28 protein-coding genes and 1 other annotated feature are annotated in these 26,724 nt (G+C 43.6%); of the genes, 19 read left to right on the plus strand and 9 right to left on the minus strand.

Annotated elements, in window-relative coordinates; genetic code table 11:
• Positions 1–219: 219 nt before the first annotated feature.
• From ACI3E5_RS07045 to ACI3E5_RS07080, 8 genes are all read right to left on the minus strand, one after another.
• Positions 220–408 (minus strand): hypothetical protein, encoded by a 189-nt coding sequence (locus tag ACI3E5_RS07045; protein ID WP_123834347.1) that lies wholly within the window; start codon positions 406–408, stop codon positions 220–222.
• Positions 409–625: 217 nt separating this feature from the next.
• On the minus strand, positions 626–1,048 hold the full coding sequence (locus ACI3E5_RS07050) for a VOC family protein (RefSeq protein ID WP_271772898.1): 423 nt from the start codon (positions 1,046–1,048) through the stop codon (positions 626–628).
• Positions 1,049–1,151: 103 nt separating this feature from the next.
• Complete coding sequence (locus ACI3E5_RS07055) at positions 1,152–1,736, minus strand: DEAD/DEAH box helicase family protein (protein ID WP_271772896.1); 585 nt, start codon at positions 1,734–1,736, stop codon at positions 1,152–1,154.
• An 84-nt stretch (positions 1,737–1,820) separates the two neighbouring features.
• Complete coding sequence (locus ACI3E5_RS07060) at positions 1,821–2,237, minus strand: YybH family protein (RefSeq protein WP_086294897.1); 417 nt, start codon at positions 2,235–2,237, stop codon at positions 1,821–1,823.
• Between the two features lie 35 nt (positions 2,238–2,272).
• Complete coding sequence (locus tag ACI3E5_RS07065; RefSeq protein WP_074535041.1) at positions 2,273–2,644, minus strand: hypothetical protein; 372 nt, start codon at positions 2,642–2,644, stop codon at positions 2,273–2,275.
• A gap of 228 nt (positions 2,645–2,872) precedes the next feature.
• The gene (locus ACI3E5_RS07070) at positions 2,873–3,358 is read right to left on the minus strand and encodes a tetratricopeptide repeat protein (protein ID WP_375838485.1); all 486 of its coding nucleotides are present in this window, start codon (positions 3,356–3,358) and stop codon (positions 2,873–2,875) included.
• A gap of 57 nt (positions 3,359–3,415) precedes the next feature.
• Positions 3,416–3,943, minus strand: coding sequence for a GNAT family N-acetyltransferase (locus tag ACI3E5_RS07075; RefSeq protein WP_375838484.1), 528 nt, complete (start codon positions 3,941–3,943; stop codon positions 3,416–3,418).
• A gap of 24 nt (positions 3,944–3,967) precedes the next feature.
• The gene (locus ACI3E5_RS07080; RefSeq protein WP_347482602.1) at positions 3,968–4,180 is read right to left on the minus strand and encodes a hypothetical protein; all 213 of its coding nucleotides are present in this window, start codon (positions 4,178–4,180) and stop codon (positions 3,968–3,970) included.
• Between the two features lie 675 nt (positions 4,181–4,855).
• Positions 4,856–4,909 (plus strand) — a sequence feature (sodium ion sensor (DUF1646 type); this cis-regulatory element may regulate processes involved in with the transportation of sodium ions).
• Positions 4,910–5,019: 110 nt separating this feature from the next.
• Between ACI3E5_RS07080 and ACI3E5_RS07085 the strand changes: the two genes are divergently transcribed.
• The 10 genes from ACI3E5_RS07085 (at position 5,020) to ACI3E5_RS07130 (ending at position 14,893) form a co-directional block, all read left to right on the plus strand.
• Complete coding sequence (locus tag ACI3E5_RS07085; RefSeq protein ID WP_172462566.1) at positions 5,020–5,352, plus strand: V-type ATPase, subunit F family protein; 333 nt, start codon at positions 5,020–5,022, stop codon at positions 5,350–5,352.
• The gene (locus tag ACI3E5_RS07090) at positions 5,330–7,291 is read left to right on the plus strand and encodes a V-type ATP synthase subunit I (protein WP_498821123.1); all 1,962 of its coding nucleotides are present in this window, start codon (positions 5,330–5,332) and stop codon (positions 7,289–7,291) included. The genes ACI3E5_RS07085 and ACI3E5_RS07090 overlap by 23 nt, the downstream gene beginning before the upstream one ends.
• A complete protein-coding gene (locus tag ACI3E5_RS07095; protein ID WP_005225567.1) occupies positions 7,288–7,758 on the plus strand; it encodes a V-type ATP synthase subunit K in 471 nt (156 codons plus the stop codon). The genes ACI3E5_RS07090 and ACI3E5_RS07095 overlap by 4 nt, the downstream gene beginning before the upstream one ends.
• 13 nt (positions 7,759–7,771) lie before the next feature.
• The gene (locus ACI3E5_RS07100) at positions 7,772–8,356 is read left to right on the plus strand and encodes a FliH/SctL family protein (protein WP_498821121.1); all 585 of its coding nucleotides are present in this window, start codon (positions 7,772–7,774) and stop codon (positions 8,354–8,356) included.
• Between the two features lie 3 nt (positions 8,357–8,359).
• Positions 8,360–9,346 carry a V-type ATPase subunit gene (locus ACI3E5_RS07105; protein WP_060793071.1) on the plus strand — a complete coding sequence of 329 codons (987 nt, stop codon included), beginning with the start codon at positions 8,360–8,362 and terminating at the stop codon, positions 9,344–9,346.
• On the plus strand, positions 9,336–9,644 hold the full coding sequence (locus tag ACI3E5_RS07110) for a V-type ATP synthase subunit F (RefSeq protein WP_005225570.1): 309 nt from the start codon (positions 9,336–9,338) through the stop codon (positions 9,642–9,644). Before ACI3E5_RS07105 ends, ACI3E5_RS07110 begins: the two co-directional genes overlap by 11 nt.
• Before the next feature lie 15 nt (positions 9,645–9,659).
• Complete coding sequence (locus ACI3E5_RS07115) at positions 9,660–11,447, plus strand: V-type ATP synthase subunit A (protein ID WP_016608179.1); 1,788 nt, start codon at positions 9,660–9,662, stop codon at positions 11,445–11,447.
• Positions 11,431–12,828, plus strand: a complete 1,398-nt coding sequence (locus ACI3E5_RS07120) for a V-type ATP synthase subunit B (RefSeq protein ID WP_016608178.1) — start codon at positions 11,431–11,433, stop codon at positions 12,826–12,828. The genes ACI3E5_RS07115 and ACI3E5_RS07120 overlap by 17 nt, the downstream gene beginning before the upstream one ends.
• Positions 12,809–13,438, plus strand: coding sequence for a V-type ATP synthase subunit D (locus tag ACI3E5_RS07125; RefSeq protein ID WP_010747829.1), 630 nt, complete (start codon positions 12,809–12,811; stop codon positions 13,436–13,438). The genes ACI3E5_RS07120 and ACI3E5_RS07125 overlap by 20 nt, the downstream gene beginning before the upstream one ends.
• A 78-nt stretch (positions 13,439–13,516) precedes the next feature.
• The gene (locus ACI3E5_RS07130; RefSeq protein ID WP_034869953.1) at positions 13,517–14,893 is read left to right on the plus strand and encodes a TrkH family potassium uptake protein; all 1,377 of its coding nucleotides are present in this window, start codon (positions 13,517–13,519) and stop codon (positions 14,891–14,893) included.
• 44 nt (positions 14,894–14,937) lie between these two features.
• On the opposite strand, the gene ACI3E5_RS07135 is transcribed toward ACI3E5_RS07130, so the two are convergent.
• The gene (locus tag ACI3E5_RS07135; RefSeq protein ID WP_498821118.1) at positions 14,938–15,597 is read right to left on the minus strand and encodes a hypothetical protein; all 660 of its coding nucleotides are present in this window, start codon (positions 15,595–15,597) and stop codon (positions 14,938–14,940) included.
• Between the two features lie 308 nt (positions 15,598–15,905).
• Here ACI3E5_RS07135 and ACI3E5_RS07140 point away from each other — a divergent pair, with 308 nt between their 5' ends.
• From ACI3E5_RS07140 to ACI3E5_RS07180, 9 genes are all read left to right on the plus strand, one after another.
• A complete protein-coding gene (locus ACI3E5_RS07140) occupies positions 15,906–16,277 on the plus strand; it encodes a MarR family winged helix-turn-helix transcriptional regulator (RefSeq protein WP_010747832.1) in 372 nt (123 codons plus the stop codon).
• Between the two features lie 172 nt (positions 16,278–16,449).
• A complete protein-coding gene (locus ACI3E5_RS07145) occupies positions 16,450–17,562 on the plus strand; it encodes an NADH-dependent flavin oxidoreductase (RefSeq protein ID WP_498821116.1) in 1,113 nt (370 codons plus the stop codon).
• Positions 17,563–17,732: 170 nt separating this feature from the next.
• Positions 17,733–19,043: an ABC transporter substrate-binding protein gene (locus ACI3E5_RS07150; RefSeq protein ID WP_142423662.1), complete on the plus strand. Its 1,311-nt coding sequence runs from the start codon at positions 17,733–17,735 to the stop codon at positions 19,041–19,043.
• 30 nt (positions 19,044–19,073) lie between these two features.
• Positions 19,074–19,958, plus strand: coding sequence for a carbohydrate ABC transporter permease (locus ACI3E5_RS07155; RefSeq protein WP_156235441.1), 885 nt, complete (start codon positions 19,074–19,076; stop codon positions 19,956–19,958).
• Between the two features lie 21 nt (positions 19,959–19,979).
• The gene (locus tag ACI3E5_RS07160; RefSeq protein WP_498821113.1) at positions 19,980–20,795 is read left to right on the plus strand and encodes a carbohydrate ABC transporter permease; all 816 of its coding nucleotides are present in this window, start codon (positions 19,980–19,982) and stop codon (positions 20,793–20,795) included.
• A 241-nt stretch (positions 20,796–21,036) separates the two neighbouring features.
• Entirely contained in the window at positions 21,037–22,083 is a 1,047-nt protein-coding gene (locus tag ACI3E5_RS07165) for a DUF2189 domain-containing protein (protein ID WP_175496474.1), read from the plus strand.
• Positions 22,084–22,310: 227 nt separating this feature from the next.
• Positions 22,311–23,147: a BglG family transcription antiterminator LicT gene (gene licT, locus ACI3E5_RS07170; protein WP_010747835.1), complete on the plus strand. Its 837-nt coding sequence runs from the start codon at positions 22,311–22,313 to the stop codon at positions 23,145–23,147.
• Between the two features lie 116 nt (positions 23,148–23,263).
• Positions 23,264–25,135, plus strand: coding sequence for a beta-glucoside-specific PTS transporter subunit IIABC (locus tag ACI3E5_RS07175; RefSeq protein WP_498821110.1), 1,872 nt, complete (start codon positions 23,264–23,266; stop codon positions 25,133–25,135).
• 16 nt (positions 25,136–25,151) lie between these two features.
• Positions 25,152–26,579 carry a 6-phospho-beta-glucosidase gene (locus ACI3E5_RS07180; protein WP_128431841.1) on the plus strand — a complete coding sequence of 476 codons (1,428 nt, stop codon included), beginning with the start codon at positions 25,152–25,154 and terminating at the stop codon, positions 26,577–26,579.
• Positions 26,580–26,724 lie beyond the last annotated feature (145 nt).

Raw genomic sequence — 26,724 nt, forward strand, 5'->3', positions numbered from 1 at the left:
GTGATTGGTTAGCAATTGATTTTTTAACAGGAAAAAGTATAAGTGGTTTCACGTAATAAGTTACTGTTCATTCGTGCATTCAAACGCCCTCTCCCCAAACAGCTTACCCTGTCAAGGTGCGTAGGTTTGCCGAATCCCTTTTAAAAAAGGAGCAAACACAACAGCGAGTGATTGCTCTTTTTTTGTTGGTCAAAAAACCTGCATACGGCATCGCAACAGTCAGTTTTGTTTTTTCTTGAACATTGGTTCATTTGGATCAGAATAGTAATCAGGATTGAATTCATCATCGATCGAGACTCCGAAAAGAGAAACGAGACTGGGAAGAACCCCAATCACGCCGAGGACGACGGCAACTGGAAGGTAGAACGTTTTGCGCTTGTACCACGGAAGCTGCGATTTCTTTTCCATAGGAACTCCTCCTTTTTAAATAGTGTAGCATGTTCTGAGTTAAGTGTGTTAATAATTAACTTCAATATTTAAAAATATACTAAAACGGTATATCTGATGGGATAAAAAGTTTCGCTAGGTAAATCTAGGGAGCGTTCGTTTTTGTCATTGTTGCCAGAATCAAGTTTTATAAAAAAGGAACCGAGTAAGAAAGCCATCCTTCTTACTCGGTTCCATTTTATTGTAAGTAATCCTTGGTTTGGTCCATCAAGGTTTGAAAGTCTGATTCGTTTTTTCTTATCGCCTCTGTTAGGGTAAACAAATAACCGTTGGGGTCTTTGATGGTCATTTCAAGGGCATTCCACGGCTTTTCCATCAAAGGTTCCACGATCCACTTTTCGGGAATTTTCTGAGCGATATTCTGAAGATCAATCATCGCTACATTCAAAATTGCCCCATCGCCAACAGTGAACGAGTCTGCGGCAATCAGCATCAAATCTTGGTAGTCAGCAAGACGCAGATGGTCCATCGTCACTTGATTTTCTTGATTGCGAAACTGATACAATGACTGGAACCCCAAGATTTCAGCAAACCATTTTGATGATTGTTCAATATCTTTTGTCTTCAATTGATAAAACATTGGCATAACATAAACGTTCATTTTGACACCTCCTCTTAATTAGAGGATACCGCTTGACGCAGCGTCAAAGTCAATAGACAATTTCGTATTGAAGCAAAGCTTGAAAATGGCGTTTCTTTTAGACTTAAGTCAAGGAAAAATGGGCAATAATTGTTTGACTCACTTCATCAGGTGGTAAGTGGGTATTGTTGATTTTCAGCGAAGGAATCGTTGGAAAAAGGGTAGCTAATTCCTGTGGCAGGCTTTCTAAGCGATAGTTTTCAAACGAAGACAAAAGCTCGTTTCTAGAAAAAGCCAGCGCTCTTTTTGACGGCTTTGCGGCTAAACGGTCCTCATGGCAATTGCGCTTTAAGCGTTCCTCAATATCAGCCACTAATTCGATAAAATAGACCTTTTGCTGGGCATCGGTAAATAGTTGGGCGATCTCTTGTAAAAAAGCTAAATCTCCCGCTTGATCGAAACCAATCAAGACCGTAAAAATGATTGATTTTGTCGTATTATTGGCTTCATTTTGAACAAAGGCTTTGAAGAGTTCGATCCGCGTTTGATTAGACAAAGCGAATGCTGCGGGGCTATAGCCAAGAAAGTTCGCAAAAAGATCAATGGTCTGGTGATTGAATAAAAGCTTTGCATCCAATCGTTTTTCCAGTTCTTTGCCCACAGTCATTTTCCCTACGGCTTGTGCGCCAATCAAGACGATCAATGACATCACAACACATCCTTTTTATCAATCGTAACAAAGGTGGTTTGCAATGTAAATCAGTTCTTGTGATCATTTAAATCATGACGTAGGCTAGGGGGTAACTGAGGAGCTTAAGTGTTCGTGGACCAAAACCCAGTTTCCTTCGATCTTTTCAAAAACATTCGTGGCTCTACCCGAGCCTTCAATAAATTCTTCATTCAGAAAACCTTCATAGTGATACGTATAAAGACAGACTGCGGATTGAGCAGATTTGTGGAGCCATTGTACATCTGAAATATGATAATGTTCGTCTTTGATTAAGTCCCAAGCATTCTCAAAATATTGGCAAATTTCCATAGGTGTTCGACAGGTTGCATCAGAAAAGTAATAGATCGCCTGTTTTCCAAGGAATGGCTGAACTTGACGAAAATCGTGGGTATTGGTTGCTTGAATATAGCCTTCAAGAGCTTGTTCCGGTGTGTGGATACGCGCACTTCCTTTCGCAAATAGATAAGGATAGTGTATCAAGGAAACCGAAAACTGTGAACCCTTCTTCTCACTGACTATGTAAATAAGAAACGTCGGAACTTCTCCGACAAAGGGAAGAAAACCATGCAGCACAAAAGCACAGTCTGGAACAACAAAATGACTAGTAGATTGATCGTTTCAAATCGTGAATAAAGATAGAAGTGGATCAGCCATTCGAAGACATTGACAAAGACTAAATAAAGGTAGTGCGCTTTTTTGACTTTGCAGTTTTTTAACCAATAATAGCTTAAGTAATAATCCAGCAAGATCATCAATAATAGAAAAAGTTTGCTGAAAGCCGTCAGATTGTCATGCTGCGAGGCGAGTTTTTGAAAAAACAGCAAAAGGGTTGGTGTCGGAATATAAATGATCAATAAGGATAGGAAAAAATAGACAATAAAGGGCATAGTCATTCCTCCAATCTGTTATTAAAAAAACATAGATAAACTAACAGATTTATTGAGAGCCGTCAACTGGTTTTTTATCGAAAAATTCGATAATGATGGGTAGCGTTGCTTGGAGGAAAAGGTTCAAAGGAGAGTCGGTGGTAGCAAAGGATGATCGTGGGAAAATGAAAAAAGAAAGACTCCCTTTTACGAGAAAAGGGAGCAGAGGAGCTGCTTCATAGGGGATATTTATGCCCATGTCTCATTGAGTTTATCCGCATAAAACAAAAGTGCCTGTCGGTAAGACTGGATGTCTGGATCGCTAGAGGTTTCGGCAAGCAGGGTCAATAATCGTTTAGTGGCTTGCTCATACTCGGCGAGATTAAACAGTGTCATGGCATAGAAGGTTTGCAAAGCATGATTTTTTGGAAACTGCTTCATCGCTTGTAAAAACACTTCTTCGGCTTTTTGATAAGTGCCGAGGGCACGATAAGTGCTGCCTAGACCTAGGTAGGCATCTGGCAAGTCGTTTTCTGATAACCCTAAAGCGATTGCTTGTTCATAATAAGGAATTGCCTGTTGTTCTTCCCCTAAAAGATCATAGCTCCAAGCCGTTTGGTACTGCACAAAGGCATCTTGGGGATTTTCGGCAGCTAATTGAATCAATTGTTCATTTGATTGTTGCAGTTTTTTTTCAGTCCGCAGTTGGATCGCAGCAGCTAGTCGTTCATTCATTGGTTGGAAGCTCCTTTTCAAATAGTAGAAAATGACTTAGATAACTTGCAAGCTTAGCTAAGGAGAAAGATCAGCCCAGCTTTCACCTGCAAAAGAAAAACCGCATGCTTCATACAGCTTGTAGGCTGGCTGGTTTTCAACCGTCACTACCAAGTAAAGGTGAGTGAGTCCCATGGCTTTTGCTCGTTGGATCACTTCCTTCATCAGCAGCTTGGATAAGCCTTTGCCTTTAAAGGCTGCGTCCATAACGACAAATAATAGCAGGGGAAGCTCTTGAAACGTGCTGGTTACTACGGCACCGATAGGGTGATCATCCTTTTGTAACTGAAAAGAAAGCTCTGGGATCAAGGGACCGTATTTTCCGTCAGCAGTCTCTCTCAGCTCTCTTTGCCAGTCAGCAAGCGATTCCCCTTCGTCATCTGTCGTTTCATGATAGGCGGAATAAAAAAGCTCTGCGACACTTCGAGAATTCGGGAGAAAAGGCTCAAAAGAAAGGGCGGATTCTTGTAAAGCTTTGGGGGCATGTTGTAAGTCACAAGCCATAATGATTCGTTTCATAGAAGCACTCCTCTCTGCTCGTTTCATTTATTATAGCAGAGCCAAGCTTTTTCACGCTCGTTTTTTTCTAATAAAAGCCCAGATCCAACGAATTCCTTCATAGATTGCAGTGAAGACAGCTACCAGAAACAAAAACGACATGTAGTGGATCAAAAAAGCGAGCTGAAACCATAAGCCATAGACCATCGGCAGGACGACAAGCAAACAAAGAACCAATTCGATGTTTCGCTTTCTTCTAATTTTAAACCAACGTTCATCTGACATCCTTTTTTCCTCCTGTTCATTCTTTACACACACACTTCGTTAAATATCCATCTTTATATAAAATAATTGATAGAGTTGCGATATTTTGATTAAAAAACTAGAAAAATGATTTATTTTTTGGTAATCTTGAAGATAAGATTAGAAATAGCTGTTGTTTTTTATTTTGACTGATTTTCCCACGAAAGACAAGGTGAGCACAATGGAAAGAAAACCGATGTATTTAAAAAATGGGCTTCCTTTAATAATGGAACCAGGTAAAATTTACACATGCCTATATCGAGGCGGTTATTTCATTTGTGAAGAAAAGGGCCAACCTCTGCCACCGATAAAAAGAGAAGTGAAATAAGCGAACTTCTCACTTAAGATTTGTCAGGGATCGAATGGGTTGTTGGAACTGTTATCTCCTTTTGGGTACCAATCAAATGATGTCTAGCATTTTCAAAAAATCTCAACGTTCTTCATTCATACCATTCTAAGTCTTAAATTGATTTTGACCGATTTCAATTTAGTAAGAACAATCCGATCCCTGGCAAATGTTAGGTGGAAAGTTGGGCAGGTAGCAAGTGGATCAGTAATAGGTGAAAAACACTTTTTTCTCACAAAAGATGATTTTACTTGAATAGAACGCCGTTTTTTGCTATAATAGTTCAGGAATTGAAAAATAAAATAGACAAAGGTTGAGCATTTTTTATGCTTCAAGGATCAGGTTTGCCAAGGGGTGAGGCAAACATTCTTGGAGGAATGCTGGCCTTTTTTCATATCAGCATACTTCTTCGTGAGGTATGCTTTTTTTGTTTATTTTTCAGTTGAGAATACAAATCATTATAGGAGGGGAATCGATGAGAGAAGCTTTGACTCGTTTACGAGAAGCAGAAGAAGCCAATGAACAGCAATTGCGCGCTTTGAAAAAAGAATTGCAGTCGGAAGAAGCGCAGCAGCAACAAGTATTGCAAGAGCGATCAGCAGCTTTGGAAGAGGCGCTTGCTCAAGAACAAGCAACAATCGAAGAGCAGTTGCAACAGTCACTAGCAGCACAAAAGCAGCAGCTGGCAAAAGAGAACCAGCAAGTGTTAGATCGTTACCAAAAAAATATGCAAAGCTTCCAAGAGCAAGCGGTTCAACAGATCGTTGAAGGAGTGATCGGGACTTATGGCAGTAACCAAACTAAATAAACTAACGTTGATCACCCCGAAGCACTACCAAGAAAGGTTATTGACGAAGCTGCAAACGATGCAGTTTGTTGAAATCGAGAACGTATTTGAGCAGGAAGCCAACGAAACTTGGCTGCAGGAATTTTTTGCAGGAGCCACCCCAGAAGGTGCTTCTCATCAACCAATGATTCGTCGACTGCAAGAAGCGATCCGCTTTATTCGTCAAAATGGTGATGCGAAAAAAGGCACGGAATGGCAACGAGATGCCTTGCGGCTGTCGGACTTTGAAACAAGCTTCGATGAAGCCGCAGCATTAACGGAGCTGGTTGAAATCGAGAATTTGCAGGAGCGCTGGGTAGAGACGATCGAAGCGATCGAAGCAGCGACGCAGTCGGAAGAATGGGCGACACAATGGCAAAATCTTGACGTACCCTTGGAGATCGAAGCGCCTGCACATACAAGTTTTTTTGCTGGGAGTGTCGAAGGCCCACGCTGGGAAGATCTAGCTGAAGCCTTGCGTCAATTGGAAGAGATTCATATCGAAGTGATCTATTCTGAACCCAAAAAAGTCAATTTCAGCTGCCTGTTTTTAACAGCGATCGAAGAGCAAGTGTTCCAATTGTTTCACCGATATGGGGTGAAGAAAGAAACTGGCCTGACATCCGAATCACCAAAAGTGGTTTTGCAAAATGCGAAACAAGCCTTGACTTCCTTGACGCAGCAGCGCAAAGAACTGATTACAGAAATCAGTCAGCACAAACAACGGCTGATCCTGCTGCAGCAAGCGGAAGAACTGTTTTTGACTCGTGAGAATCGGGCAATGATGCAACAGCGCTTAGCAGCTGGTCAGACCTTTGTCCTCTTGCGCGGCTGGATCGAAGAAAAGGATCAGCCGTTAGTGGCGGAAATGGTCCAAGAATCCTTTGCCAACGAGATTTACTATTCATTTGAAGAACCCACTGCAGAGGAGATCGCTACCAATCAAGTGCCAACGAAACTAAAAAACGCCTCGTTTATTCAACCCTTTGAAATGTTGACGGAAATGTACAGCTTGCCAAAATACGATGAGATCGATCCAACCCCATGGATGACGCCTTTTTACTATGTTTTCTTTGGTATGATGGTGGCTGACTTAGGTTATGGTGCATTAATGGCTGTCGCGACCACGATTGGGCTACACGCCTTGCGTTTGCCCAAAGGGACCAAACGGTTTCTGAAATTGTTCCAGATTTTGTCTGTGCCAACTATGATTTGGGGCGCAATCTACGGCTCCTTCTTTGGTGCTACATTGCCCTTCCAACTTTTATCGCCCTCCGAAGATTTTATGGCGATCTTTGGTCTATCCATGATTTTTGGTGGCATCCAACTGTTTACAGGCCTTTATTTAGCAGCCAAAGAAAATATCCGCAAAAAGGATCTTTTAGGTGCAGTCAACGAAGGCTTTGCGTGGCTAGGACTTTTGAGTGGTCTTTTAGTGGCAGCCGCAGGCAATCTTTTGATCGATGTCCCAGCACTAACAATCGTCGGCTTGATACTAGCAGGCTTTAGTGCCTTATTGATCATCGTGGTACCAATTCTTAAAGGGAAAACCAAAGTGGGCGGCTTCTTTTTAGGCTTGTATGACTTATACGGTGTGACCAGTTACATCGGCGACTTTGTCAGCTATAGCCGCTTGATGGCATTAGGGATCTCTGGTGGGAGTATCGCAGCAGCCTTCAACTTATTGGTGGGCTATTTGCCGCCAGCTGCTCGTTTTTCTGTAGGCATTCTCTTATTGGTTGTCCTACAAGCTTTAAACATCTTTTTATCGTTACTGAGTGCGTATGTGCATGCCGCTCGTTTACAATATGTAGAGTTTTTCGGAAAATTTTTCACTGGTGGGGGGCGTCAATTTGAAACCTTTAAGCCAAGTGAGAAATACGTTGATTTTGATAAAGAAAATGGAGGAGACAATAAATGATTGATTACTTAATTAATAACAATGGTGGTATGGTGTTTGCAATTATCGGAATGGGGATCGCTACGATCTTTTCTGGGATCGGTTCAGCCAAAGGGGTGGGTCAAACTGGTGAAGCAGCGGCAGCCTTAACGACGAATCAGCCGGAGAAGTTTGGACAAGCCTTGATTTTACAATTGCTTCCCGGAACGCAAGGACTATACGGATTCGTTATTGCGTTTATGATCTATGGTAGCTTAAGTGGTGAAATGTCGACAGTGACTGGTATGGCGTACTTGATGGCATCACTGCCAGTTGCCTTTACTGGCTTATTCTCAGGAATGGCCCAAGGGAAGGTCGCTGCAGCTGGGATTCAAATTTTAGCGAAGAAACCAGAGCATTTCTTTAAAGGGGTCATGTTCTCAGTAATGGTTGAGATGTATGCCATCTTAGGCTTTGTTATTTCTTTCTTACTTTTAGGAACGATTTAAAGGGGGCGAAGGTATGGATGCAATCGACAAAATGATTGCTGAACTAGACCAAGAAGCGCAGACAAAACGGGAACGTTTGGCTGCCGCTGAACGTGCTAGGATCAGTGAAACGATGGCACGTGACTGGGCGAAAAAAGAGTCGGACTTGCAGCTTCGTGCCCAGCAAGCAAAAAAGCAAGCCGGAAAAAATTATCAGCAAGCGCAAAATCGCCAAGCAAGTGCCGCTAAGCAGCAGCAAATGGTGAAACAAAACGAATACCTGACACAACTTTTTGAGCAAGCGTATCAACAAATGGTTGCCTGGACGCCAGAAGAGCTGCAGTCATTTGCTGAAAATGTGCTGCAACAGCTGCCGATCAGCGGGACGGTGACCTTCCACGCTGGTCCTGAGCAAGCAGCCCATCTAGATGCCGCTTGGCTTACGTCTTGTCAATCAAAACTACCGTATCAAATCAAAGCAGGCGCACCATTGACAGAAGCAGGCTTTTTGGTGGATGACAACGGCATTCAATACAATTTTACCTATCAGGTACTGCTTGATGAATACAAGAAAGAAACCCGGGAACGGTGGTTGCAGATCATACAACAAGGAGGTTGATCCATGAGGAACTATCATCAATTGAATCCAATCATTCGGCTGAAAGAGATGACGTTGCTAAAGCCGCAAGAAGTCGAACAAATGATTGCGGCAAAAGGGTTTGCTGAAGTCGAAGCTGTCTTGCAGCAGACCCATTATCAACGCTATTTGAAGCCAGATTTTCATGAACGATTCGAAACCTATCTCGATGAAGAATTGTTAAAGACGATCAAAGAATTGGCCGAGCTGGTTCCTGATCAAGAGATCCTCCGACTGTATATGATGCCTTTTACTTTCCATAATCTAAAAGTCTTGACCAAAGAGTCAGTCACTGGAAAAGATTATGATCATCTACTGATCGAAGATGGTTTTTACACGATCGATGAGTGTCGGACCGCCATCAAAACGGGAACCTCAGAGGTATTGCCTGAGAAAATCGTGACTACGATCCAAGAAGTGCGGGAGTACTTAGAAGGCGGCGCCGTGCTGCAAGGCATCGATATCATTTACGATCGCCGGTATTTACATGAACAACGGCGACTGGCAGATGAAATCAAGATCCCTGAGCTACAAGAAGCTGTCATCAAGATGATCGATCTGACCAATATAACGATTGCCGCTCGTTGTGTACTTCAAAAACGATCGCGTAGTTTTATGGAGGCAGTCTTAGTGAGTGTCGGCAGTATCCCGAAAGAAGAATTTTTAGCATTTGCGGATGCGTCCTATAGTGACTTTTTAGCCTTCTTATTAGAAAGTGATTATCAGGAAGTGTTGCGGCCTTTGATTCATGAACAGGTGATCGACTTTGCTGGCTTGGCACTTTTGCAAGACAATTTGATTACAGAAAGCTATGGCCAAGCCCAAACAGATGCTTTAGGACCACTGCCTTTACTCGCATTTTTGAATGCTAAGGTTTTGGAACTGCAAAATCTGCGTATCTTGCTAGTAGGCAAACGCAGTGGCTTTACGGAAGAACAACTCAGAGAAAGGATGCGGCACTATGACTCATAAAATCGGCGTAATCGGCGAGAAAGAATCCGTCATTCCTTTTCAACTATTTGGCTTTCAGGTCTGCTATGCCTCGGAAGAAAAAGAAGTGAAGCAGGCGCTGGCAAAATTAATGAAGAACAGTACGATCATCTACCTGACTGAAAAATGTGCCGAGCTGATTCCCGATGAATTAGCAAAAGTCCAACAAAAAATGACACCTGCAGTCATCTTGATTCCTGATTATGATGGTTCCCGAGGAATCGGCAAGCGAATGATTCAAGAAAATGTCGAAAAAGCAGTTGGACAAAACATACTATAGAGAGGAGCCGATGTTGTGGAAAAAGGAACAATTATTAAAGTATCTGGTCCATTGGTGCTAGCCAAAAATATGGGCCATGCAAGTTTAGAAGATATCTGTTATGTAGGAGATTTAGGCGTGGTCGGTGAGATCATCGAAATGCGCGGCGACGTCGCTTCGATCCAAGTCTATGAAGAAACGTCTGGGATCGGACCTGGTGAACCAGTCGAAACCACCGGTGAACCGCTATCCGTCGAATTGGCGCCTGGGATCATGTCACAAATGTTTGATGGCATCCAACGTCCCTTAGAAACCTTCATGTCTGTCACCCAAAGCAACTTCTTGACGCGTGGGGTGCAATTGCCTGCGTTGGATCATGAGAAAAAGTGGCCCTTTGTACCGACAGTCGAAGTCGGCGCAGTAGTCAGTACCGGGATGGTCATCGGTACCGTGCAAGAAACACCGTTGATCAATCACAAGATCATGGTTCCTCATGGCGTTTCAGGAACAGTCAAGGCTGTTTATGCGGGGGAATTTACCATCGATGAAACGATTTATGTTTTAGATACACCCAAAGGAGAACGGTCTTTCACGATGCTGCAAAAATGGCCCGTGCGTCATAGCCGTCCAGTAAAGCAAAAACTGAATCCAGTCGAACCAATGATTACTGGCCAGCGAGTGATCGACACCTTCTTTCCAATCGCTAAAGGCGGGGCGTCAGCCGTTCCAGGACCTTTTGGTGCAGGGAAAACTGTCGTTCAGCACCAAATCGCCAAATGGGCGGATGTCGATCTGGTCGTCTATGTCGGCTGCGGCGAACGCGGCAATGAAATGACCGATGTAATGAACGAGTTTCCAGAATTGATCGACCCTCGTAGTGGTGAATCTTTAATGGCGAGAACCGTGTTGATCGCTAACACCTCCAATATGCCGGTAGCCGCTCGGGAAGCGTCGATTTATACTGGGATCACGATTGCGGAATACTTCCGAGACATGGGGTATTCAGTGGCGATCATGGCGGATTCCACCTCACGTTGGGCAGAAGCACTGCGAGAAATGTCTGGTCGTCTGGAAGAAATGCCTGGGGATGAAGGGTATCCAGCTTACTTAGGCAGCCGCTTGGCAGAGTATTATGAGCGTTCTGGAAAAGCGATTTGCTTAGGTTCTGATCAAGAAGGCAGTATTACTGCCATCAGCGCCGTTTCACCATCAGGCGGCGATATTTCAGAACCAGTTACCCAAAATACGTTGCGAGTCGTAAAAGTCTTTTGGGGCTTAGATGCCACCTTAGCGCAAAAGCGTCATTTTCCATCGATCGATTGGTTGAAGAGCTATTCTTTATACGAAAATGAATTGGGTGCCTTTTTGGACCAACAAATGCAAGTGGATTGGTCCAAACAAGTAACAGAAGCCATGCGGATGCTGCAAAAAGAATCTGAGTTGTCAGAGATCGTTCGACTTGTCGGCATCGACGCTTTGTCCGAAAAAGATCAGTTATTGCTGGAAACCACCAAATCATTGCGAGAAGATTTCTTGCAGCAAAACGCTTTTGACGACGTCGATACGTTTACCTCTCGTGAAAAGCAGTTCAAAATGCTGGAAACGATCTTGCTGCTCCACAAAGAAGCGGAAGATGCGTTGACACTAGGTGCGTATCTTTCAGAAATCTATGCAGGAACCGAAGAATTGCGAGACAAAGTGGCACGTATGAAGTACTTGCCTGAAACGGAATTAGCAAAAATTCCTGCTTTGCATCAAGAGATCAAAGCAACGATGAAAGAAATTTTACAGAAAGGAGACCGCACCGATGATCAAGGAATATAAAACGATTGGAGAAGTCGTCGGACCATTGATGGCCGTCGATCGCGTCTCCGGTGTCAAATACGAAGAGTTGATCGAAGTCCGCATGCAAAACGGCGAAACGCGGCAAGGACAAGTACTGGAGATCCAAGAAGACAAAGCGTTGGTCCAAATTTTTGAAGGAACCGGCGGGATCAATTTGCGGGAATCTGCGGTGCGTTTCTTAGGACATCCTTTGGAATTAGGCGTTTCCGAGCAAATGATCGGGCGAGTCTTTGACGGCTTAGGTCGGGTCAAAGATGGCGGAGTAGAGATCGTCCCAGAAAAATATATGGACATCAACGGCGAAGTGATCAATCCAGCCGCGCGGGATTATCCTGATGAGTTTATTCAAACGGGGATCTCATCGATCGACCACTTGAATACGCTCGTTCGGGGACAAAAGCTGCCGATTTTTTCTGGTTCTGGTCTGCCTCATAAAGAATTGGCTTCGCAAATTGCGCGTCAAGCACAAGTGTTGAACTCGGAAGACGATTTCGCTGTTGTGTTTGCTGGCATCGGGATTACCTTTGAAGAAGCAGAATATTTCATGGAAGATTTTCGTCAAACTGGCGCCATCGACCATTCTGTCGTCTTTATGAATCTAGCCAATGACCCAGCGATCGAGCGGATCGCTACTCCCCGAATGGCACTGACGGCAGCCGAATACTTGGCTTACGAAAAGGGCATGCATGTCTTGGTGATCATGACGGATATGACCAACTATTGTGAAGCTTTGCGGGAGATCTCCTCTGCTCGTCGTGAAGTGCCAGGACGTCGGGGTTATCCTGGGTATCTTTATACCAATCTATCCACGTTATATGAACGTGCGGGACGGATTCGCGGCTTGAAAGGTTCAGTGACCCAGCTACCGATTTTGACCATGCCAGAAGATGACAAAACCCATCCGATTCCCGATTTGACCGGCTATATCACCGAAGGACAAATCATCTTGTCTCGTGATTTGTATAAAAACGGCATCCAGCCACCCATCGATGTCTTGCCGTCATTGTCACGGTTAAAAGATAAAGGGACCGGTGAAGGAAAAACCCGTAAAGACCATGCCGCAACGATGAACCAGTTGTTTTCTGCCTATGCTCAAGGAAAGCAAGCCAAGGAATTGGCAGTCGTTTTAGGAGAATCGGCATTGTCGGAAGTAGATAAAACCTATGCCAAATTTGCGGAACGCTTCGAAAATGAATACTTGAACCAAGGGTATCGCACCAACCGTTCGATTATCGAAACCTTGGAATTAGGCTGGGAATTATTGGCGATGCTGCCAAAAGTCGAGCTGAAGCGGATCAGCGATGCCCTACTGGCGGAATACTTACCGGGAGAGGAGAACAATGGCGCAAAAAACCGTTAATCCAACCCGCATGGAGCTGTCGCGCCTCAGCAAACAATTGGCGACAGCCAAACGCGGACACAAATTATTAAAAGACAAACAAGACGAACTCATGCGTCAATTTATTGAATTGATCAAAAAGAATGACCGCTTGCGTAAAGAAGTCGAAGAACAATTGCAGCGTGCCATGAAGGCATTTCGCTTAGCCAATGCTACGATCAATGAAAAATACATTGAAGAAATGTTTATTTTACCAGCCACTGAAGTCTCCCTTGAATTATCCACGAAAAACATCATGAGTGTGGAAGTGCCAGTGATGCATTTTGATTATGACGATACGGTGATGCAAGCGCCGATCGAGTACGGCTTTTTGAATTCCAATGTTCCGTTAGATAATGCTGTCGCCCGTTTTACCGACGTTATGCCGAAGCTGTTGGAGCTAACGGAAATCGAAAAGACCTGTCAATTGATGGCAGGGGAAATCGAACGGACGCGCCGACGCGTCAATGCCCTAGAATATTTGACGATTCCCGAGCTGGAAGAAGCCATTTATGGAATCAAAATGCGGCTGGAAGAAAATGAACGAGCAAACGTAACAAGAATGATCAAAGTGAAGAATAAATCAAAATAAAATGGTATGATAAGAGAAAAAACAAATGCAATAAACTTGGATTACTAAGACATTGGTTTTTGCAAAAGGTCAAAGGAAATGAAAATGAAAAAAAGAAATCGTTTGAAAAAAAAGCTGGCATCGCAACGCTTTTTGATTCCGCAGATCGTCACACTGGTCTTCGTTTTGCTGATATTGGCAGGAACTGGCTTGCTAATGCTGCCGGCTGTCACCCAAAGTGGTGAAGGCACCAACTTTTTAGATGCGCTGTTTACTGCCACATCGGCTGTTTGCGTGACGGGTCTTTCGACCTTGACCGTAGCTGATCATTACAACCTGTGGGGCCAAGGGATCTTGCTGATGCTGATTGAGATCGGTGGGATCGGCTTCATGTCGATTCCCGTCTTCTTTTACATCTTGGCGAGAAAAAGAGTCCATCTTAGTACTCGGATGATTTTGCGGGAATCATTGAATCTGGACCGAATGTCTGGAGAAATCCATTTGGCATGGTACCTGATTCGGATCGCCTTTTTGATCCAAGTCAGTGGGATCATCTTGCTGGCTTTTGCATTCGTGCCCCGTTTTGGTTGGGAGCAAGGCCTTTGGTACAGTGTTTTTCATGCGATCTCGGCCTTTTGTAATGCTGGGTTTGATTTGTTCGGCAACAGCATGGTAGGGTTTCAAAACGACCCATTTGTGCTGGGGGTCATCAGTTTCTTGATCATCGCAGGTGGTCTGGGATTTCTCGTTTGGTTCGATCTCCTGCATACGGCGTCCAAAAAACGGTCCCTGCATAGCCGCTTGGCATGGATCGCTATGATCGTTTTGGTGGTTTTTGGAACGGCAGGATTCTTTTTGACCGAAGCCAATTCACAGTTGATCACGGGTGATTCGGTCATCGAACGTTTTTTCCAATACCTCTTCTTAGCGGTCACCCCAAGAACCGCCGGTTTTTTCAGTATTGATTACGGACAAATGAGTCAAGCAGGCTTGATGCTGACGATGATTTTAATGTATATCGGCGGCACCTCTGGATCAACTGCTGGGGGATTGAAGACAACGACATTTGCGGTCTTGATCATCAAGATCCGCAGCTTATTGAAAGGGCGCAGTCGAGCGGAAGTTTTTGGTCGCACGATCAAAGAATCTGCTGTATCGCGTGCCTTTACGTTGTTCTTCCTTACCTTGACGTTATGCTTCGTAGCGATTTTCTTATTGTCGATCACTGAGAGTATGCCGCAAACCCCAAACTTTGGGTTGCCAACCATTGCCTTTGAAGTTTTTTCCGCTTTTGGAACGGTGGGGTTGACCATGGGGTTGACGCCTTACTTGTCGGTTTTTGGCAAACTTTTGATCATTTTTTTGATGTTCATTGGTCGAGTCGGCATCATGACCGTTGCTTTTTCATTGATGAAAAAAGCCAACAAACAAGAAGCTGGCTACAAATATCCTGATGAAACCGTGATGATCGGGTAACGAAAAAGGGAAACGAAGCACGCTTCGTTTCCCTTTTTTTTCGTTTATTGAAGTACTTCTAACATCACATCTCGTTGGTCATCGCTGACATTCCCCGCATAGTTCGGCGTGATCAAAGATAGACCACCCTCCTTATTTGTAAATAGGTACAGGTTGTGGCTAAAATCAGGATTTCCATTGGAAGTGATCCCTTTTGCAAAGGTCAATTGAGTGTTCACTTTTACGGTGCGAATCCCATTGTCATTTGCTGAAAAGATACGAATCTCCTTTGTTGCGATCGTATCGACTTGTGCTTCATAGCTTGCGCTGTCGTCGATCGAAATGATCAATGGGCTCGTATTTTGAATCGTGACAGCATCTGGTACATTGACGCCATGGAAATAAAAAGTCAGTGAAGGGCCATATTGGGAAAGATCAACGGCATATGGAAACTCGTTGGTGGATACTGAGCTTGCTGTCGTTTGCGTTGTGTCAGAGTGGTCCGTCGATTGCTGGCTTGAGGTTGAAGTTTCTGAAGTAGAGGTTGACGCTAAGGAGCTGTTTTCAGTCGTTTGCGTCGTCGTGTTTTGCTTGCTTTCAGTAGGCACACGACTCTGGCTTAGCTCGCTGGTTGATTGCGCGGTATCTTTTTCGTTGTTACAGCCTGTCAAAAGCCCCACACTGACCAGCGTCAGTGTTCCAATCAAAGAAATTGTTTTTTTCATCGTTTGTTTCATCCTTTCCTTCGAATACTAAAACATCTAAAAAAAACAAATTATTGTGTGAAAATGCACAATTATGTTGATATAGTGTTTAAATATTCTTTGGTGTTAAAGATATTGTAGTCCAGAACACTGAAAAAGAATAGGGAGATTTTGCTGAATTTTTCGTCAATTCTATCATAAAACATTCATGAACGCCCGCAGCAGCTGGCTAATTTTGCATAATAAAGTGTTAGCCTTTTCTGGCGACTTGCGTAACGCAGGGATCTAGATTAAAATACCTTGGTATAGAAGAATGGGTGGTGAAGAGGATGGAAAAAGAACGGATGGGGCAATGGTTAGCCTTTACGAATCAGCATCAAGCGATCGAAGCTCGTTTGGAGCAAGCCCTCAAAGCAGAAAGCAATCTGTCTTTGAATGAGTATTACGTGCTTTATTACTTAGAAAAGACCCCCAATCATAGCATGCGCCTCAATGATTTGATCGCCCATTTTGATCTGAGTCAAAGTGCGATGTCACGTATGATCATGCGCATGGAAGACAAGCTGTGCGGTGTGATCGAACGGCATTCTTGTCAAGATGATAAGCGGGGGATCTATATTGATTTGACCCAATCAGGGGAAAAGAAACTGCAGCGTTCAAAAGTCGTTTTTGAAAAAGTCTTGGAGGAAATGCTAGACTAATGATGTTTTTCACTTGTTTTCTCCTTGATTCTTTTGTAATATAGATGCATGTGCATGTATATTTTGATAAAGGGAAAAAAGATGCACCGATTTGCTTTAAGAATCTCCTTGAAAAACTAAGCCAGTCAGATCCACAAAGCGAAATGAATCCAATGGAAAAGGTGAGAAACCCATGCGAAATGTAACAGACAAAGCAACATTTAAGCGCGGATTGCAGTTGAAAAATCGAATCATTATGGCACCAATGACGACCAAGATGTCCTTCTTTGATGGGGTGATTACGAAAGATGAGTTGGCTTACTATGGCTTACGCTCTGGGGAAGTCGGAGCAGTCATCACAGCGGCAGCCAATGTCCAAGAAGATGGCAAGGGCTGGGAAGGGGAATTAGGCGCTTACGACGATGCCTTTTTACCTGGATTAAGTAAATTAGCCAGCACCATCAAAACCAATGGGACCAAAGCTATTTTACAGATTTTTCATGCCGGTCGGATGACGGATGACTCGGTCCTACGAGGAACACAACCGATTTCTGCTAGCGCAGTTGCTGCCGAACGTCCAAATGCCCAAGTTCCCCGAGAAGTCACAGTAGATGAGATTTTAACGATTATTGAAAACTTTAAAAAAGCTACCGAACGGGCGATCAAGGCGGGGTTTGATGGCGTAGAACTCCACGGAGCCAATACGTATTTGATCCAACAATTCTTTTCTCCGCACTCAAATCGTCGATCCGATGAGTGGGGTGGCTCACTAGAGAACCGTTATCGTTTTATTGAGAAGCTCGTCGATGAAGTACTGGAAACAGTGGACCAATCAGGTGTGAAGGAGTTTATCGTCGGTTATCGGTTTTCACCTGAAGAATTTGAAGAACCAGGGATTCGCTTTGAAGATACGTTGTTCTTAGTGGACCAACTGGCAGAAAAAGGATTAGACTATCTGCACATCTCTCTTGCGGAGTATACCCGCAAATCGATTTCAAAAGCGTACCAAGAAAAATCGATGTTGGCGTATGTCTATGAAAAAATCGCTCAGCGGGTTCCTTTGATTGGTGTAGGGGATGTCCGAACATCGAAAGATGCCGCGGGATTGCTAGAACATGCAGACTTTGTAGCAGTGGGCCGGGCATTGTTGATCGATCCTCATTGGGGACAAAAAGTCTTAGACGGTCAAGATGCGTTGATCCGCACCACGGTTTCTACTTACGAACGTGAGGAACTCGTATTACAAAACGGCGTTTGGTGTTTTATGGAAAATATGATGCCAGATCGCCTAAATGAAGAAAAATAAGCAGACAACCACCTTTGCCTTGGGCGAAGGTGGTTTTTTGATAGAAGGGGAGGAACGATCCGATTATTTTCAATTATGAACATCATTCTTTATAATTGATGTAATGGTAAGCGTTTGCTTTATTTTTATACTGATGGGGATGAGGAGAGAATCATATTGGAGGGAGAAAAATGAAAAAAAGTGGCTTGTTTTTGCTAGTAATTGTCACAGGGGTGTTGTTCGCTGGTTGTGGAGGAAATCAAGAAACAGCAGATTCACAAGATTTTGCCAGTACAGATGAGAATACGCTGACTGTTTGGGCTTGGGACACAAATTTTAATATTCCAATTATGGAAAAAGCTGGGGAATATTACAATGCGGACAATGATGCAATCGACCTTAATGTCGTCGAGATGTCCAACGAGGATACCAAACAAAAAATGGTTTCATCCTTTACTTCAGGGGTCTCCGAAGGTTTGCCAGACATCGTTTTGATGGATGACTATGATGTGCAGAACTATTTGCTGAACTACGAAGGAAAATTTGCAGAATTATCGGAAGACATCGACTTTGACCAATTTGCTCCTTACAAAGTAACGAATGCGACCTATCAAGAAGGCGTTTATGCGGTTCCTTTTGATTCAGGTTCTGCTGGACTCTACTACCGCAAAGATTATTTAAGTGAAGCGGGGATCGATGAAAGTGAACTCACCAATCTAACCTGGTCCAAATTTGTGGAGATTGGTGAGACAGTCAAAGAAAAAACGGGGAAATGGTTCGTTGCGTTTATTCCAAATCGCGGCACTCATTATATCCAGATGGCGATGCAGTCAGCCGGATTATGGTATTTTGATGAAGACGGAAACATATTTTTGAAAGACAATCCTGCTATTCGTGAAATGCTGCCGATCCTGAAGACGATCGAAGAAAAAGAGTTGGCAAAACCAGTAGATTATTTTGCGCCAGAAGGGATCGGTGCAGTGACGAGTGGGGAAGTGGCAGCAGTCAATTCAGCCATCTGGTTTTCAGCGACGATCCGCTCCGCAGAAGATCAAAAGGGAAAATGGGGCTATACGAATCTTCCCCAATTAGAGACAGTGTCTGGAGCGACACCTTACTCGAACTTGGGTGGCTCTAGCTGGTTGGTGCTCAATGACTCACCAAATAAAGCGTTGGCCATTGATTTTCTCAAACAAGAATTTGCTGGGAATGATGAATTCTATCAAGAGATTTTAGTAGAAAATGGGGCAGTGGGGACTTACCTACCCTCACAAGAAGGAGAAGCTTATCAATATGAAGATCCTTTCTTTAATGACGCCCCAATCTATAAAGATTTCTCCAGTTGGATGGCGGACATCCCCGCCGTTGATTACGGGGTAAATACCCAAGCGGCAGTGGATGCCTTGCGTGGGGGAATGCAAAGCTATTTTGATGGTGCCATGTCCTTAGATGACATGTTGACGGAAGCAGAAAACACCTACAAGATGCAAGTCGGCGAATAGCCGACTTGTGTTACTTAAGGAGTGATGAATATGCAAAATACGATCAGAAAAAAGCGCCCCAAAAACCAACAAGTCTGGGGATTTATTGGCCTTTCTTTAGTATTCAGTAGTGTCTTTTTGCTGTATCCCATCGTCTATTCCTTATACCTTTCCCTGCATCGGATGCAGGGACTGCAATCGGTTTTTGTCGGCTTCGGCAATTACCTACGCATGCTGCAGGATACGATTTTTCAAAAAGCTTTACTCAATAATTTTATCTTTCTGATCTTTCAAGTACCGATCATGGTGTTGTTGGGTCTTCTGCTAGCGTTTGTTTTGAACACGCCGAAGCTTGTAGGACGCTCCTTCTTTAAATTAGCGTTGTTTCTACCCTGTGTCACCTCGCTGGTTTCCTATGCAGTTTTATTTAAAATGATGTTTCAAATTGGCGGGATCGTTAATCAAGGGCTGCTGAACATTGGCTTGATCACGCAACCGCTAGATTGGCTAAATAATCCGCTTCTAGCAAAACTGACCGTTATTATTGCGTTGTGCTGGCGTTGGACAGGCTATAACATGATTTTTTATTTGGCAGGATTGCAAAATATCTCGGATGACACCTTAGAAGCTGCTGCGATCGATGGAGCGAATGGGTTTCAAAAGTTCTTTTTCGTAGTGATCCCGCAACTGAAGCCGGTGATCGTTTTCACAACCATCACCTCCACCATTGGGACGATCCAGCTCTTTGATGAAGTGGTGAATCTAACAGGTGGTGGCCCATCCAATGAGACGTTGACTGTCGCCCAACTGATCTATAATCACTCCTTTGTCTATACGTCAAATTTTGGGTACTCGGCTACGCTTTCTTGGGTCTTAGTGATCATCATCGCTCTTTTATCTGTGATCCAGTTGAAACTCTCGAAAACGAATCAATAAAAGCGATAGAAAGGAGCAGCTATGAAAGTTACTTTAGGTGGATGCATAAAATATGGATTTTTACTGATCGTCTCATTTTTTTCGATTTTTCCGTTTTACTGGATGATGGTGGGCTCTACCAATACCGCCAATCAAGTTGCCGAAGGGAAGCTGACTTTTGGGAATCAGTTAGCAAGCAATTTTCAGGTGCTGTTCAGCAATTACGACATCCCATTGATCATGTGGAATTCCATCAAGATTTCATTGATCACCGTCCTCGTCAGTCTACTGGTCACTTCTTTGGCTGCCTTTGGATTTGAGAAGTTTCGAACGCGGGCGAGTGAAGGGATTTATGCGGTTTTTCTGTTATGTATGATGGTGCCACTGGCAACTTTGGTGATCCCTTTGTTTAAGATGATGGCAGGAATGCAGCTAGTCAATCAGCACGTGGCGGTCATTTTGCCATTGGTCAATAACCTGTTTCTGATTTTCTTTTTTCGCCAGAACTTCAAGTCTTTTCCTGACGGTATTTTAGATGCGAGTCGCATCGAGGGGGCAACAGAGTACACGATATTTTTCCGAATCGTTTTTCCTATGATGCGCTCGACCTATGCTGCCGCTGCCATCTACGCCTTTATGAACGCATGGAACAGTTATTTGCTACCCTTGGTCTTTTTGCAAACGGAAAGTCGTCAAACCATGACATTGCTGATTTCCAATTTATCGTCAGCCAGTTACGTACCAAATTATGGCGTTCAAATGCTGGCGATCGTGATTGCAACGATCCCAACGTTGGTATTGTTTTTGTTTATGCAAAAAGATTTTGTGAAAGGCATGACCGGTTCTTTGAAACTATAAGTAGCAATAACCAGCTTGGCTACTTCTCCAAAAGGTTGGGGAAGGCTTAACGCAGGGGGTGAAATAGCTTTCCCCAGATAAAAAACAATTGCAGTGAGAGGCATTATTTTAATAAATAGTCAAACAATTCAGAATCATTCATTTTTCTTACAAAAAGATAGCGCAAGTCGAGTTGATTGATAAAAAAACAATCAGTTGTTAGACTTAATTCAGGTTAAAAAAACAAAAAGGGGATGTAATGATGAAAAGAGGATTTAGAAATTATTTAGGTTCAGATGAGCGGGAGGCAGGCTATAATTTGTCTTGGGGGTCTATCTTTGCAGGAGTTGTAACATTTATCGCATTGTTCATGACACTGTCAATGATTGGCTCAGCAATCGGTTTTGGTATGGTGGAACCAACCTCTAATAACCCATTAGATGGTGTTGGGACAGGATTATTGATTTGGACAGTGATTACCTTCGTCTTGGCATTATTCGGTGCTGGTTTTGTTTCTGGTGTTGCTGCTCGACGTGTCGGATTGGTTCATGGTTTCTTAACATGGGCAACAAGTATGATCGTGATGATGGTTATGCTCTCTTACTTAACGATCGGTGCTTTTTCTGTAGTCGGTTCACTTTTAGGAAACGTTGCTTCTGCTGTCGGCAGTGGTGTTGAAACAGTGGCCTCTGGTGCTGGCGATGTCGCTTCAAAAGCCTTCGATGAAATAACAGGAAACATGGAAGACGTCAATACAGATGAATTACAAGCGAACGTCAATGATGTTTTACAAGATACCGATGTTCCTGAATTGCAACCAGACTACTTGCAAAATCAATTGTCTGATGCAACAAACGACATCAAAGATGCCGGCAAAGACATTGCAACCAATCCAAATGATGCTGATAAAATCATTGATGATTTAGCAAGCAAATTACAAGATCGTGCTACAACGATCGGTGATTCAGTGGATGAAGAAGCAATTTCAAATGCGGTCGCTCAAAATACTGATTTAAACCAACAAGAAGCAGAAGAAGCAACCAATAACATTGTCACTGGTTTGCAAGATGCTTCTGATGAAGCGCAAAAACAAATCGAAAATGCACAACAAAATCTTGAACAAGCCAAACAAGACATTGACCAAGCAGTGGAAGACGCTCGTCAAAAAGCGGAAGAAGCAAGTGATGCAACAGCCAAAGCATCCATTTGGGGCTTTGTGGCAATGGTCTTAGGACTCGTTCTTACGTCAATCGGTGGTATGGTGGGTGCAAACTTAGTCAAAACTGCTGACCACGAAAATCGTATCTAATTCACCTCTCACAAAGAGAGTTAGTGAGCCATAAACCAGTTAACAGCGTTCTGCCAAAGACTCAAATGGCAGCAGCGCTGTTTTCTGCTTTTAAACAAGCGGTTAAAAATCCCCATTGACGAGTGATTTTTCTCATGCTACACTGGCTCTGAGGATTGTTACCGCTTTAGGCGGGCTATACCTATTTTTTTGTGTGAAGAAATCTAAAGAAGAATAGGGTCGTTAAAATGAACGTAACAAAAGTGATCAATAACAACATTGTGATTTCTGAGAATGAGGAAAAACAAGAATTGGTCGTCATGGGCAAAGGCTTAGGCTTTAAGAAAAAGCCAGGCGATGTGATCGACGATACCAAGATTGAAAAAGTCTATCTCAGTACACAAGAGTGGAATGTCACAAAACTAACCCAATTACTTTCTTCTATCCCTATCGAACATATTCAAGCAGCGAATGAGATCATCAGTTTTGCAAAAGTTTCCCTTGGGAAAAAATTGAGCGAAAAATTGTTTTTGACGCTGACCGATCATATCAATTATGCTATCGAGCGCTATCAAAATGGCATGGAAATCAAAAATGCCTTGCTATGGGAAATCAAGCGGTTTTATAACCATGAATACCTCATTGGCAAAGAAGCGTTATCGATCATCAAAAATCGCTTGGCGATCGAGCTGCCAGAAGATGAAGCCGGCTTCATTGCATTGCACATCGTTAATGCGGAGTTGGATATGGCGCAGGTCAGTCAAGTATCGGAAATGGCGAAGATCATTCAGCATATCCTAAACATCGTTAAATATCATTTTTCAATGGAGCTTGATGAGTATTCATTGAACTACGAACGCTTTGTGACCCATTTGAAATTTTTTGTCCAGCGCTTATTCAGCGGAACAAAGCTCGATGATGCAGGAACCGGCAGTTTTATTTTTATGTTGAAAGACCGCTATATGAAGGAATATGCGTGTGCGCTGAAAATCAGCGACTACATCAACAAAGAGTTCGGTAGACCGTTAGAAGAAGACGAATTGATCTATTTAACTATACACATCAAACGAATAACAAGTGCTTAGGATTGTTACTGGATTGGCAGGCTATACCTAAATGAACTCCCAAGGGGTTCGTTTAGGTATTTTTTTATGTTTTGACACACGAAAAGCAAACGAAGGACCAAAATAGGAGGAACGACATGAATTACAAAGAGTTAGCAAAAACGATCATCACCAATGTTGGTGGGGAAGAAAATATCCAAAGCTTGACCCATTGTGCGACCCGCTTGCGCTTCAACTTGAAAGATGACAGCAAACCACAAGAAAGTACCTTAAAACATACACCAGGCATCATGGGTGTGGTCAACAAAGGCGGACAGTACCAAGTGATCATCGGCAGTGATGTTGGCAATGTCTACAACGAAATCACTGCCCAAACCAATTTGACTAGTGATCAAGAAACAGAAGAAGACGATCGGGGACGTGTAGCGAAAATTATCGATACGATCACTGGGATCTTCACCCCGATCTTGCCAGCCATCACGGCAGCTGGGATGTTAAAAGCGGTCCTTTCGTTGCTGGTGGTCTTCAATGTCTTGACGGCAGAAAGTCAAAGTTACCAAATTCTAAACTTTATGGCAGATGCTGCGTTCTACTTCTTACCGATTCTACTGGCTGCTTCTTCTGCGCAAAAGTTCAAAGCCAACATGTATCTGGCGATGATGGTGGGTGGAATTTTACTGCATCCCAACTTCATCGGTATGGTGACAGCAGTCAATGAGTCAGGTGGCGGCATCCATTTGTTCGGTTTGCCGATTTCACCAGTGACCTATTCATCATCGGTGATCCCCATCATCTTAAGTGTCTGGTTCATGTCTTACGTTGAACCGATTGCTGATAAGGTCTCACCAAAAGCAATCAAATTCTTTAGCAAACCGTTGCTGACGATCTTCGTCGTAGGGACGGTAGCATTAATTGCTTTAGGTCCTCTAGGCTATATGATCAGTGAAGCGATTTCCGCAGGGATCCAAGCCTTAGAAACGGTCAGCCCATGGATCGTTCCGTTATTGATCGGTGCCTTCACCCCATTGTTCGTGGCAACGGGTACCCACTATGGATTGGTTCCTATCGGTATCAACAACCGAATGACCACAGGTTATGATACAGTGATCTATCCTGGCATGCTGGCTTCAAACGTCAGTCAGGGAGCTGCAGCTATCGGCGTTGGTTTCAAATCAAAAGATTCTACGATCAAACAATTGGCATTTTCTGCAGGTCTGACAGGTCTATTCGGCATCACTGAACCAGCGTTGTATGGGGTCAACTTACGGTTTAAAACACCTTTGTACGCAGCAATGATCGGTGGCGGATTTGGGGGTCTGTTTATGGGAATCATGCGTGTCCGCAATTTCTCAGGCGGTTCACCGGGCCTATTGACTTTGCCAAGCTATATCGGCGATGACACCTTACGTCATTTGACCAATGCCTGCATTGGTGCGGCAATCAGTATCGTGGTCACATTTATTGCGACATTATTCTTATACAAAGACCCTGTTACAGAAGAAGCACCTGAAGCAACACCAACAGACAAAGAGCAAGAACCAACCCATCAAATCAGCGGCGCGGAGATCAAAGCACCTTTAAAAGGGGAACTGAAAAACCTACAAGCAGTCAATGACGGCATGTTTTCAGAAGAAATTCTTGGACAAGGAGTAGCGATCGAGCCAACCGTTGGAGAAGTGCTAGCACCAGTCAACGGGACTGTCACAGCAGTCTTTGATTCCAAACATGCCATTGGATTGACCAGTGAGGAAGGCATTGAGCTGCTGATTCACGTGGGGATCGATACGGTGCAATTGAATGGTGAAGGCTATGCCTATCAAGTAGAAAAAGGGCAAAAAGTATCAGTTGGTGATCCATTGATTACATTTGATATCGAGTTTATCAAAGAAAAAGGTTATCCAGTGATCACGCCGATCGTTATCACCAACAGTGCAGAAGTGGGCGACATTTTGACGGCAAACAGTGGTCCGATTACGTTTGGCGATCAAATCATCAAAGTGATCGGCTAAAAAAGGAGAATAAGACATGGGATTTCCAGAAAACTTTTTATGGGGCGGCGCTACAGCCGCCAATCAATGTGAAGGCGGGTTTGATCAAGGGGGGCGTGGACTTGCCAATGTCGATGTGATTCCGACTGGCAAGGACCGACGAGCAGTCATTACCGGCAAGCGTGAGATGCTTGCCTTTGAAGAAGGGTATTTTTATCCAGCAAAAGAAGCGATTGATATGTACCATCATTTCAAAGAAGATATCGCCTTATTTGCGGAGATGGGCTTTAAAACCTATCGTTTATCGATTGCTTGGTCAAGAATTTTTCCGAAGGGCGATGAAGAAACCCCTAATGAAGAAGGCTTGCGCTTTTATGAGGAACTGTTTTTGGAGTGCCGCAAATACCAAATCGAACCCTTGGTGACGATCACGCATTTTGACTGTCCGATCCATTTGATCAAGGAATACGGCGGTTGGCGCAACCGTAAGATGATCACCTTTTATGAAAATCTTTGTCGGGCGATCTTCACTCGCTACAAAGGATTGGTGAAGTACTGGCTGACCTTTAATGAAATCAATATGATCTTGCATGCCCCGTTTCTCGGTGCAGGGCTGACCTTTGCTGAGGGCGAAAATGAAGAACAAATTAAATACCAAGCTGCTCATCATGAGTTAGTCGCTAGTGCGTTGGCAACAAAAATCGCCCACGAGATCGATCCAGAAAACAAAGTAGGCTGTATGCTGGCAGCGGCTAGTTATTATCCTTACAGCTGCAATCCGAAAGATGTCTGGGAAAGCAAAAAAAGCGATCGCGGCAACTATTTCTTTATCGATGTGCAATCGCGAGGAGAATATCCAAATTATGGTTTGAAGATGCTAGCGGAAAAAGGAATCACTTTGGAACAAACCGCCGAAGATACGGCTTTATTAAAAGCCCATACCGTCGATTTTATTTCCTTTTCTTACTATGCCTCTCGGGTCGCTGCTTCAGAAGATTCCGGTGTTGAGAAAACGGAAGGCAACTTGTTCCCGACCATTAAAAATCCGTATTTAGAAGCGTCGGAATGGGGCTGGCAGATTGATCCGCTTGGTTTGCGGATCACGATGAATGATCTTTATGATCGTTACCAAAAACCGCTTTTCATCGTCGAAAATGGTCTAGGAGCGGTGGATACACCAAACGAAGATGGAAAAATCAATGATGTGTATCGCATCGAGTATTTACGTGCGCACATCGCTGCGATGAAAGAAGCCATTGACCAAGACGGTGTGGAACTGTTGGGCTATACTTCATGGGGCTGTATCGATTTGGTTTCTGCAGGAACCGGAGAAATGAAGAAACGCTATGGCTATATCTATGTCGATCGCGACAATGAAGGCAATGGCACATTAGCCCGCAGCAAAAAGCAATCCTTTTATTGGTACAAAAAGGTGATTGCCTCAAATGGGGAAGATTTGGCTTAAGCCAGTTCATTTATAAAAAGTAAACAAGGGTGTTCCGCTTTTTCAACTAGCGGGATACCCTTGTTTTATTATTGACTTTAGTCAGTTTCGTTCGCGTAGCGTACGAAACAAAAAAACCGCGCGTTTCTACGCGTGGACGAAATAG

The sequence above is a fragment of the Candidatus Enterococcus avicola genome (genome assembly GCF_047470845.1).
Taxonomy (GTDB): Bacteria; Bacillota; Bacilli; order Lactobacillales; family Enterococcaceae; genus Enterococcus_D; species Enterococcus_D casseliflavus.

Excerpts from the sequence above, each read along its gene's own strand:
- ACI3E5_RS07070 (WP_375838485.1), bottom strand. The coding sequence starts at position 3,358 with ATGAATGAACGACTAGCTGCTGCGATCCAACTGCGGACTGAAAAAAAA.
- ACI3E5_RS07110 (WP_005225570.1), top strand. The coding sequence starts at position 9,336 with ATGACTCATAAAATCGGCGTAATCGGCGAGAAAGAATCCGTCATTCCT.
- ACI3E5_RS07125 (WP_010747829.1), top strand. The coding sequence starts at position 12,809 with ATGGCGCAAAAAACCGTTAATCCAACCCGCATGGAGCTGTCGCGCCTC.
- ACI3E5_RS07135 (WP_498821118.1), bottom strand. The coding sequence starts at position 15,597 with ATGAAAAAAACAATTTCTTTGATTGGAACACTGACGCTGGTCAGTGTG.
- ACI3E5_RS07105 (WP_060793071.1), top strand. The coding sequence starts at position 8,360 with ATGAGGAACTATCATCAATTGAATCCAATCATTCGGCTGAAAGAGATG.
- ACI3E5_RS07120 (WP_016608178.1), top strand. The coding sequence starts at position 11,431 with ATGATCAAGGAATATAAAACGATTGGAGAAGTCGTCGGACCATTGATG.
- ACI3E5_RS07145 (WP_498821116.1), top strand. The coding sequence starts at position 16,450 with ATGCGAAATGTAACAGACAAAGCAACATTTAAGCGCGGATTGCAGTTG.
- ACI3E5_RS07090 (WP_498821123.1), top strand. The coding sequence starts at position 5,330 with ATGGCAGTAACCAAACTAAATAAACTAACGTTGATCACCCCGAAGCAC.
- ACI3E5_RS07050 (WP_271772898.1), bottom strand. The coding sequence starts at position 1,048 with ATGAACGTTTATGTTATGCCAATGTTTTATCAATTGAAGACAAAAGAT.
- ACI3E5_RS07065 (WP_074535041.1), bottom strand. The coding sequence starts at position 2,644 with ATGCCCTTTATTGTCTATTTTTTCCTATCCTTATTGATCATTTATATT.
- ACI3E5_RS07140 (WP_010747832.1), top strand. The coding sequence starts at position 15,906 with ATGGAAAAAGAACGGATGGGGCAATGGTTAGCCTTTACGAATCAGCAT.
- licT (WP_010747835.1), top strand. The coding sequence starts at position 22,311 with ATGAACGTAACAAAAGTGATCAATAACAACATTGTGATTTCTGAGAAT.
- ACI3E5_RS07085 (WP_172462566.1), top strand. The coding sequence starts at position 5,020 with ATGAGAGAAGCTTTGACTCGTTTACGAGAAGCAGAAGAAGCCAATGAA.
- ACI3E5_RS07160 (WP_498821113.1), top strand. The coding sequence starts at position 19,980 with ATGAAAGTTACTTTAGGTGGATGCATAAAATATGGATTTTTACTGATC.
- ACI3E5_RS07075 (WP_375838484.1), bottom strand. The coding sequence starts at position 3,943 with ATGAAACGAGCAGAGAGGAGTGCTTCTATGAAACGAATCATTATGGCT.
- ACI3E5_RS07095 (WP_005225567.1), top strand. The coding sequence starts at position 7,288 with ATGATTGATTACTTAATTAATAACAATGGTGGTATGGTGTTTGCAATT.
- ACI3E5_RS07150 (WP_142423662.1), top strand. The coding sequence starts at position 17,733 with ATGAAAAAAAGTGGCTTGTTTTTGCTAGTAATTGTCACAGGGGTGTTG.
- ACI3E5_RS07155 (WP_156235441.1), top strand. The coding sequence starts at position 19,074 with ATGCAAAATACGATCAGAAAAAAGCGCCCCAAAAACCAACAAGTCTGG.
- ACI3E5_RS07055 (WP_271772896.1), bottom strand. The coding sequence starts at position 1,736 with ATGTCATTGATCGTCTTGATTGGCGCACAAGCCGTAGGGAAAATGACT.
- ACI3E5_RS07180 (WP_128431841.1), top strand. The coding sequence starts at position 25,152 with ATGGGATTTCCAGAAAACTTTTTATGGGGCGGCGCTACAGCCGCCAAT.
- ACI3E5_RS07100 (WP_498821121.1), top strand. The coding sequence starts at position 7,772 with ATGGATGCAATCGACAAAATGATTGCTGAACTAGACCAAGAAGCGCAG.
- ACI3E5_RS07045 (WP_123834347.1), bottom strand. The coding sequence starts at position 408 with ATGGAAAAGAAATCGCAGCTTCCGTGGTACAAGCGCAAAACGTTCTAC.
- ACI3E5_RS07165 (WP_175496474.1), top strand. The coding sequence starts at position 21,037 with ATGAAAAGAGGATTTAGAAATTATTTAGGTTCAGATGAGCGGGAGGCA.
- ACI3E5_RS07130 (WP_034869953.1), top strand. The coding sequence starts at position 13,517 with ATGAAAATGAAAAAAAGAAATCGTTTGAAAAAAAAGCTGGCATCGCAA.
- ACI3E5_RS07175 (WP_498821110.1), top strand. The coding sequence starts at position 23,264 with ATGAATTACAAAGAGTTAGCAAAAACGATCATCACCAATGTTGGTGGG.
- ACI3E5_RS07080 (WP_347482602.1), bottom strand. The coding sequence starts at position 4,180 with ATGTCAGATGAACGTTGGTTTAAAATTAGAAGAAAGCGAAACATCGAA.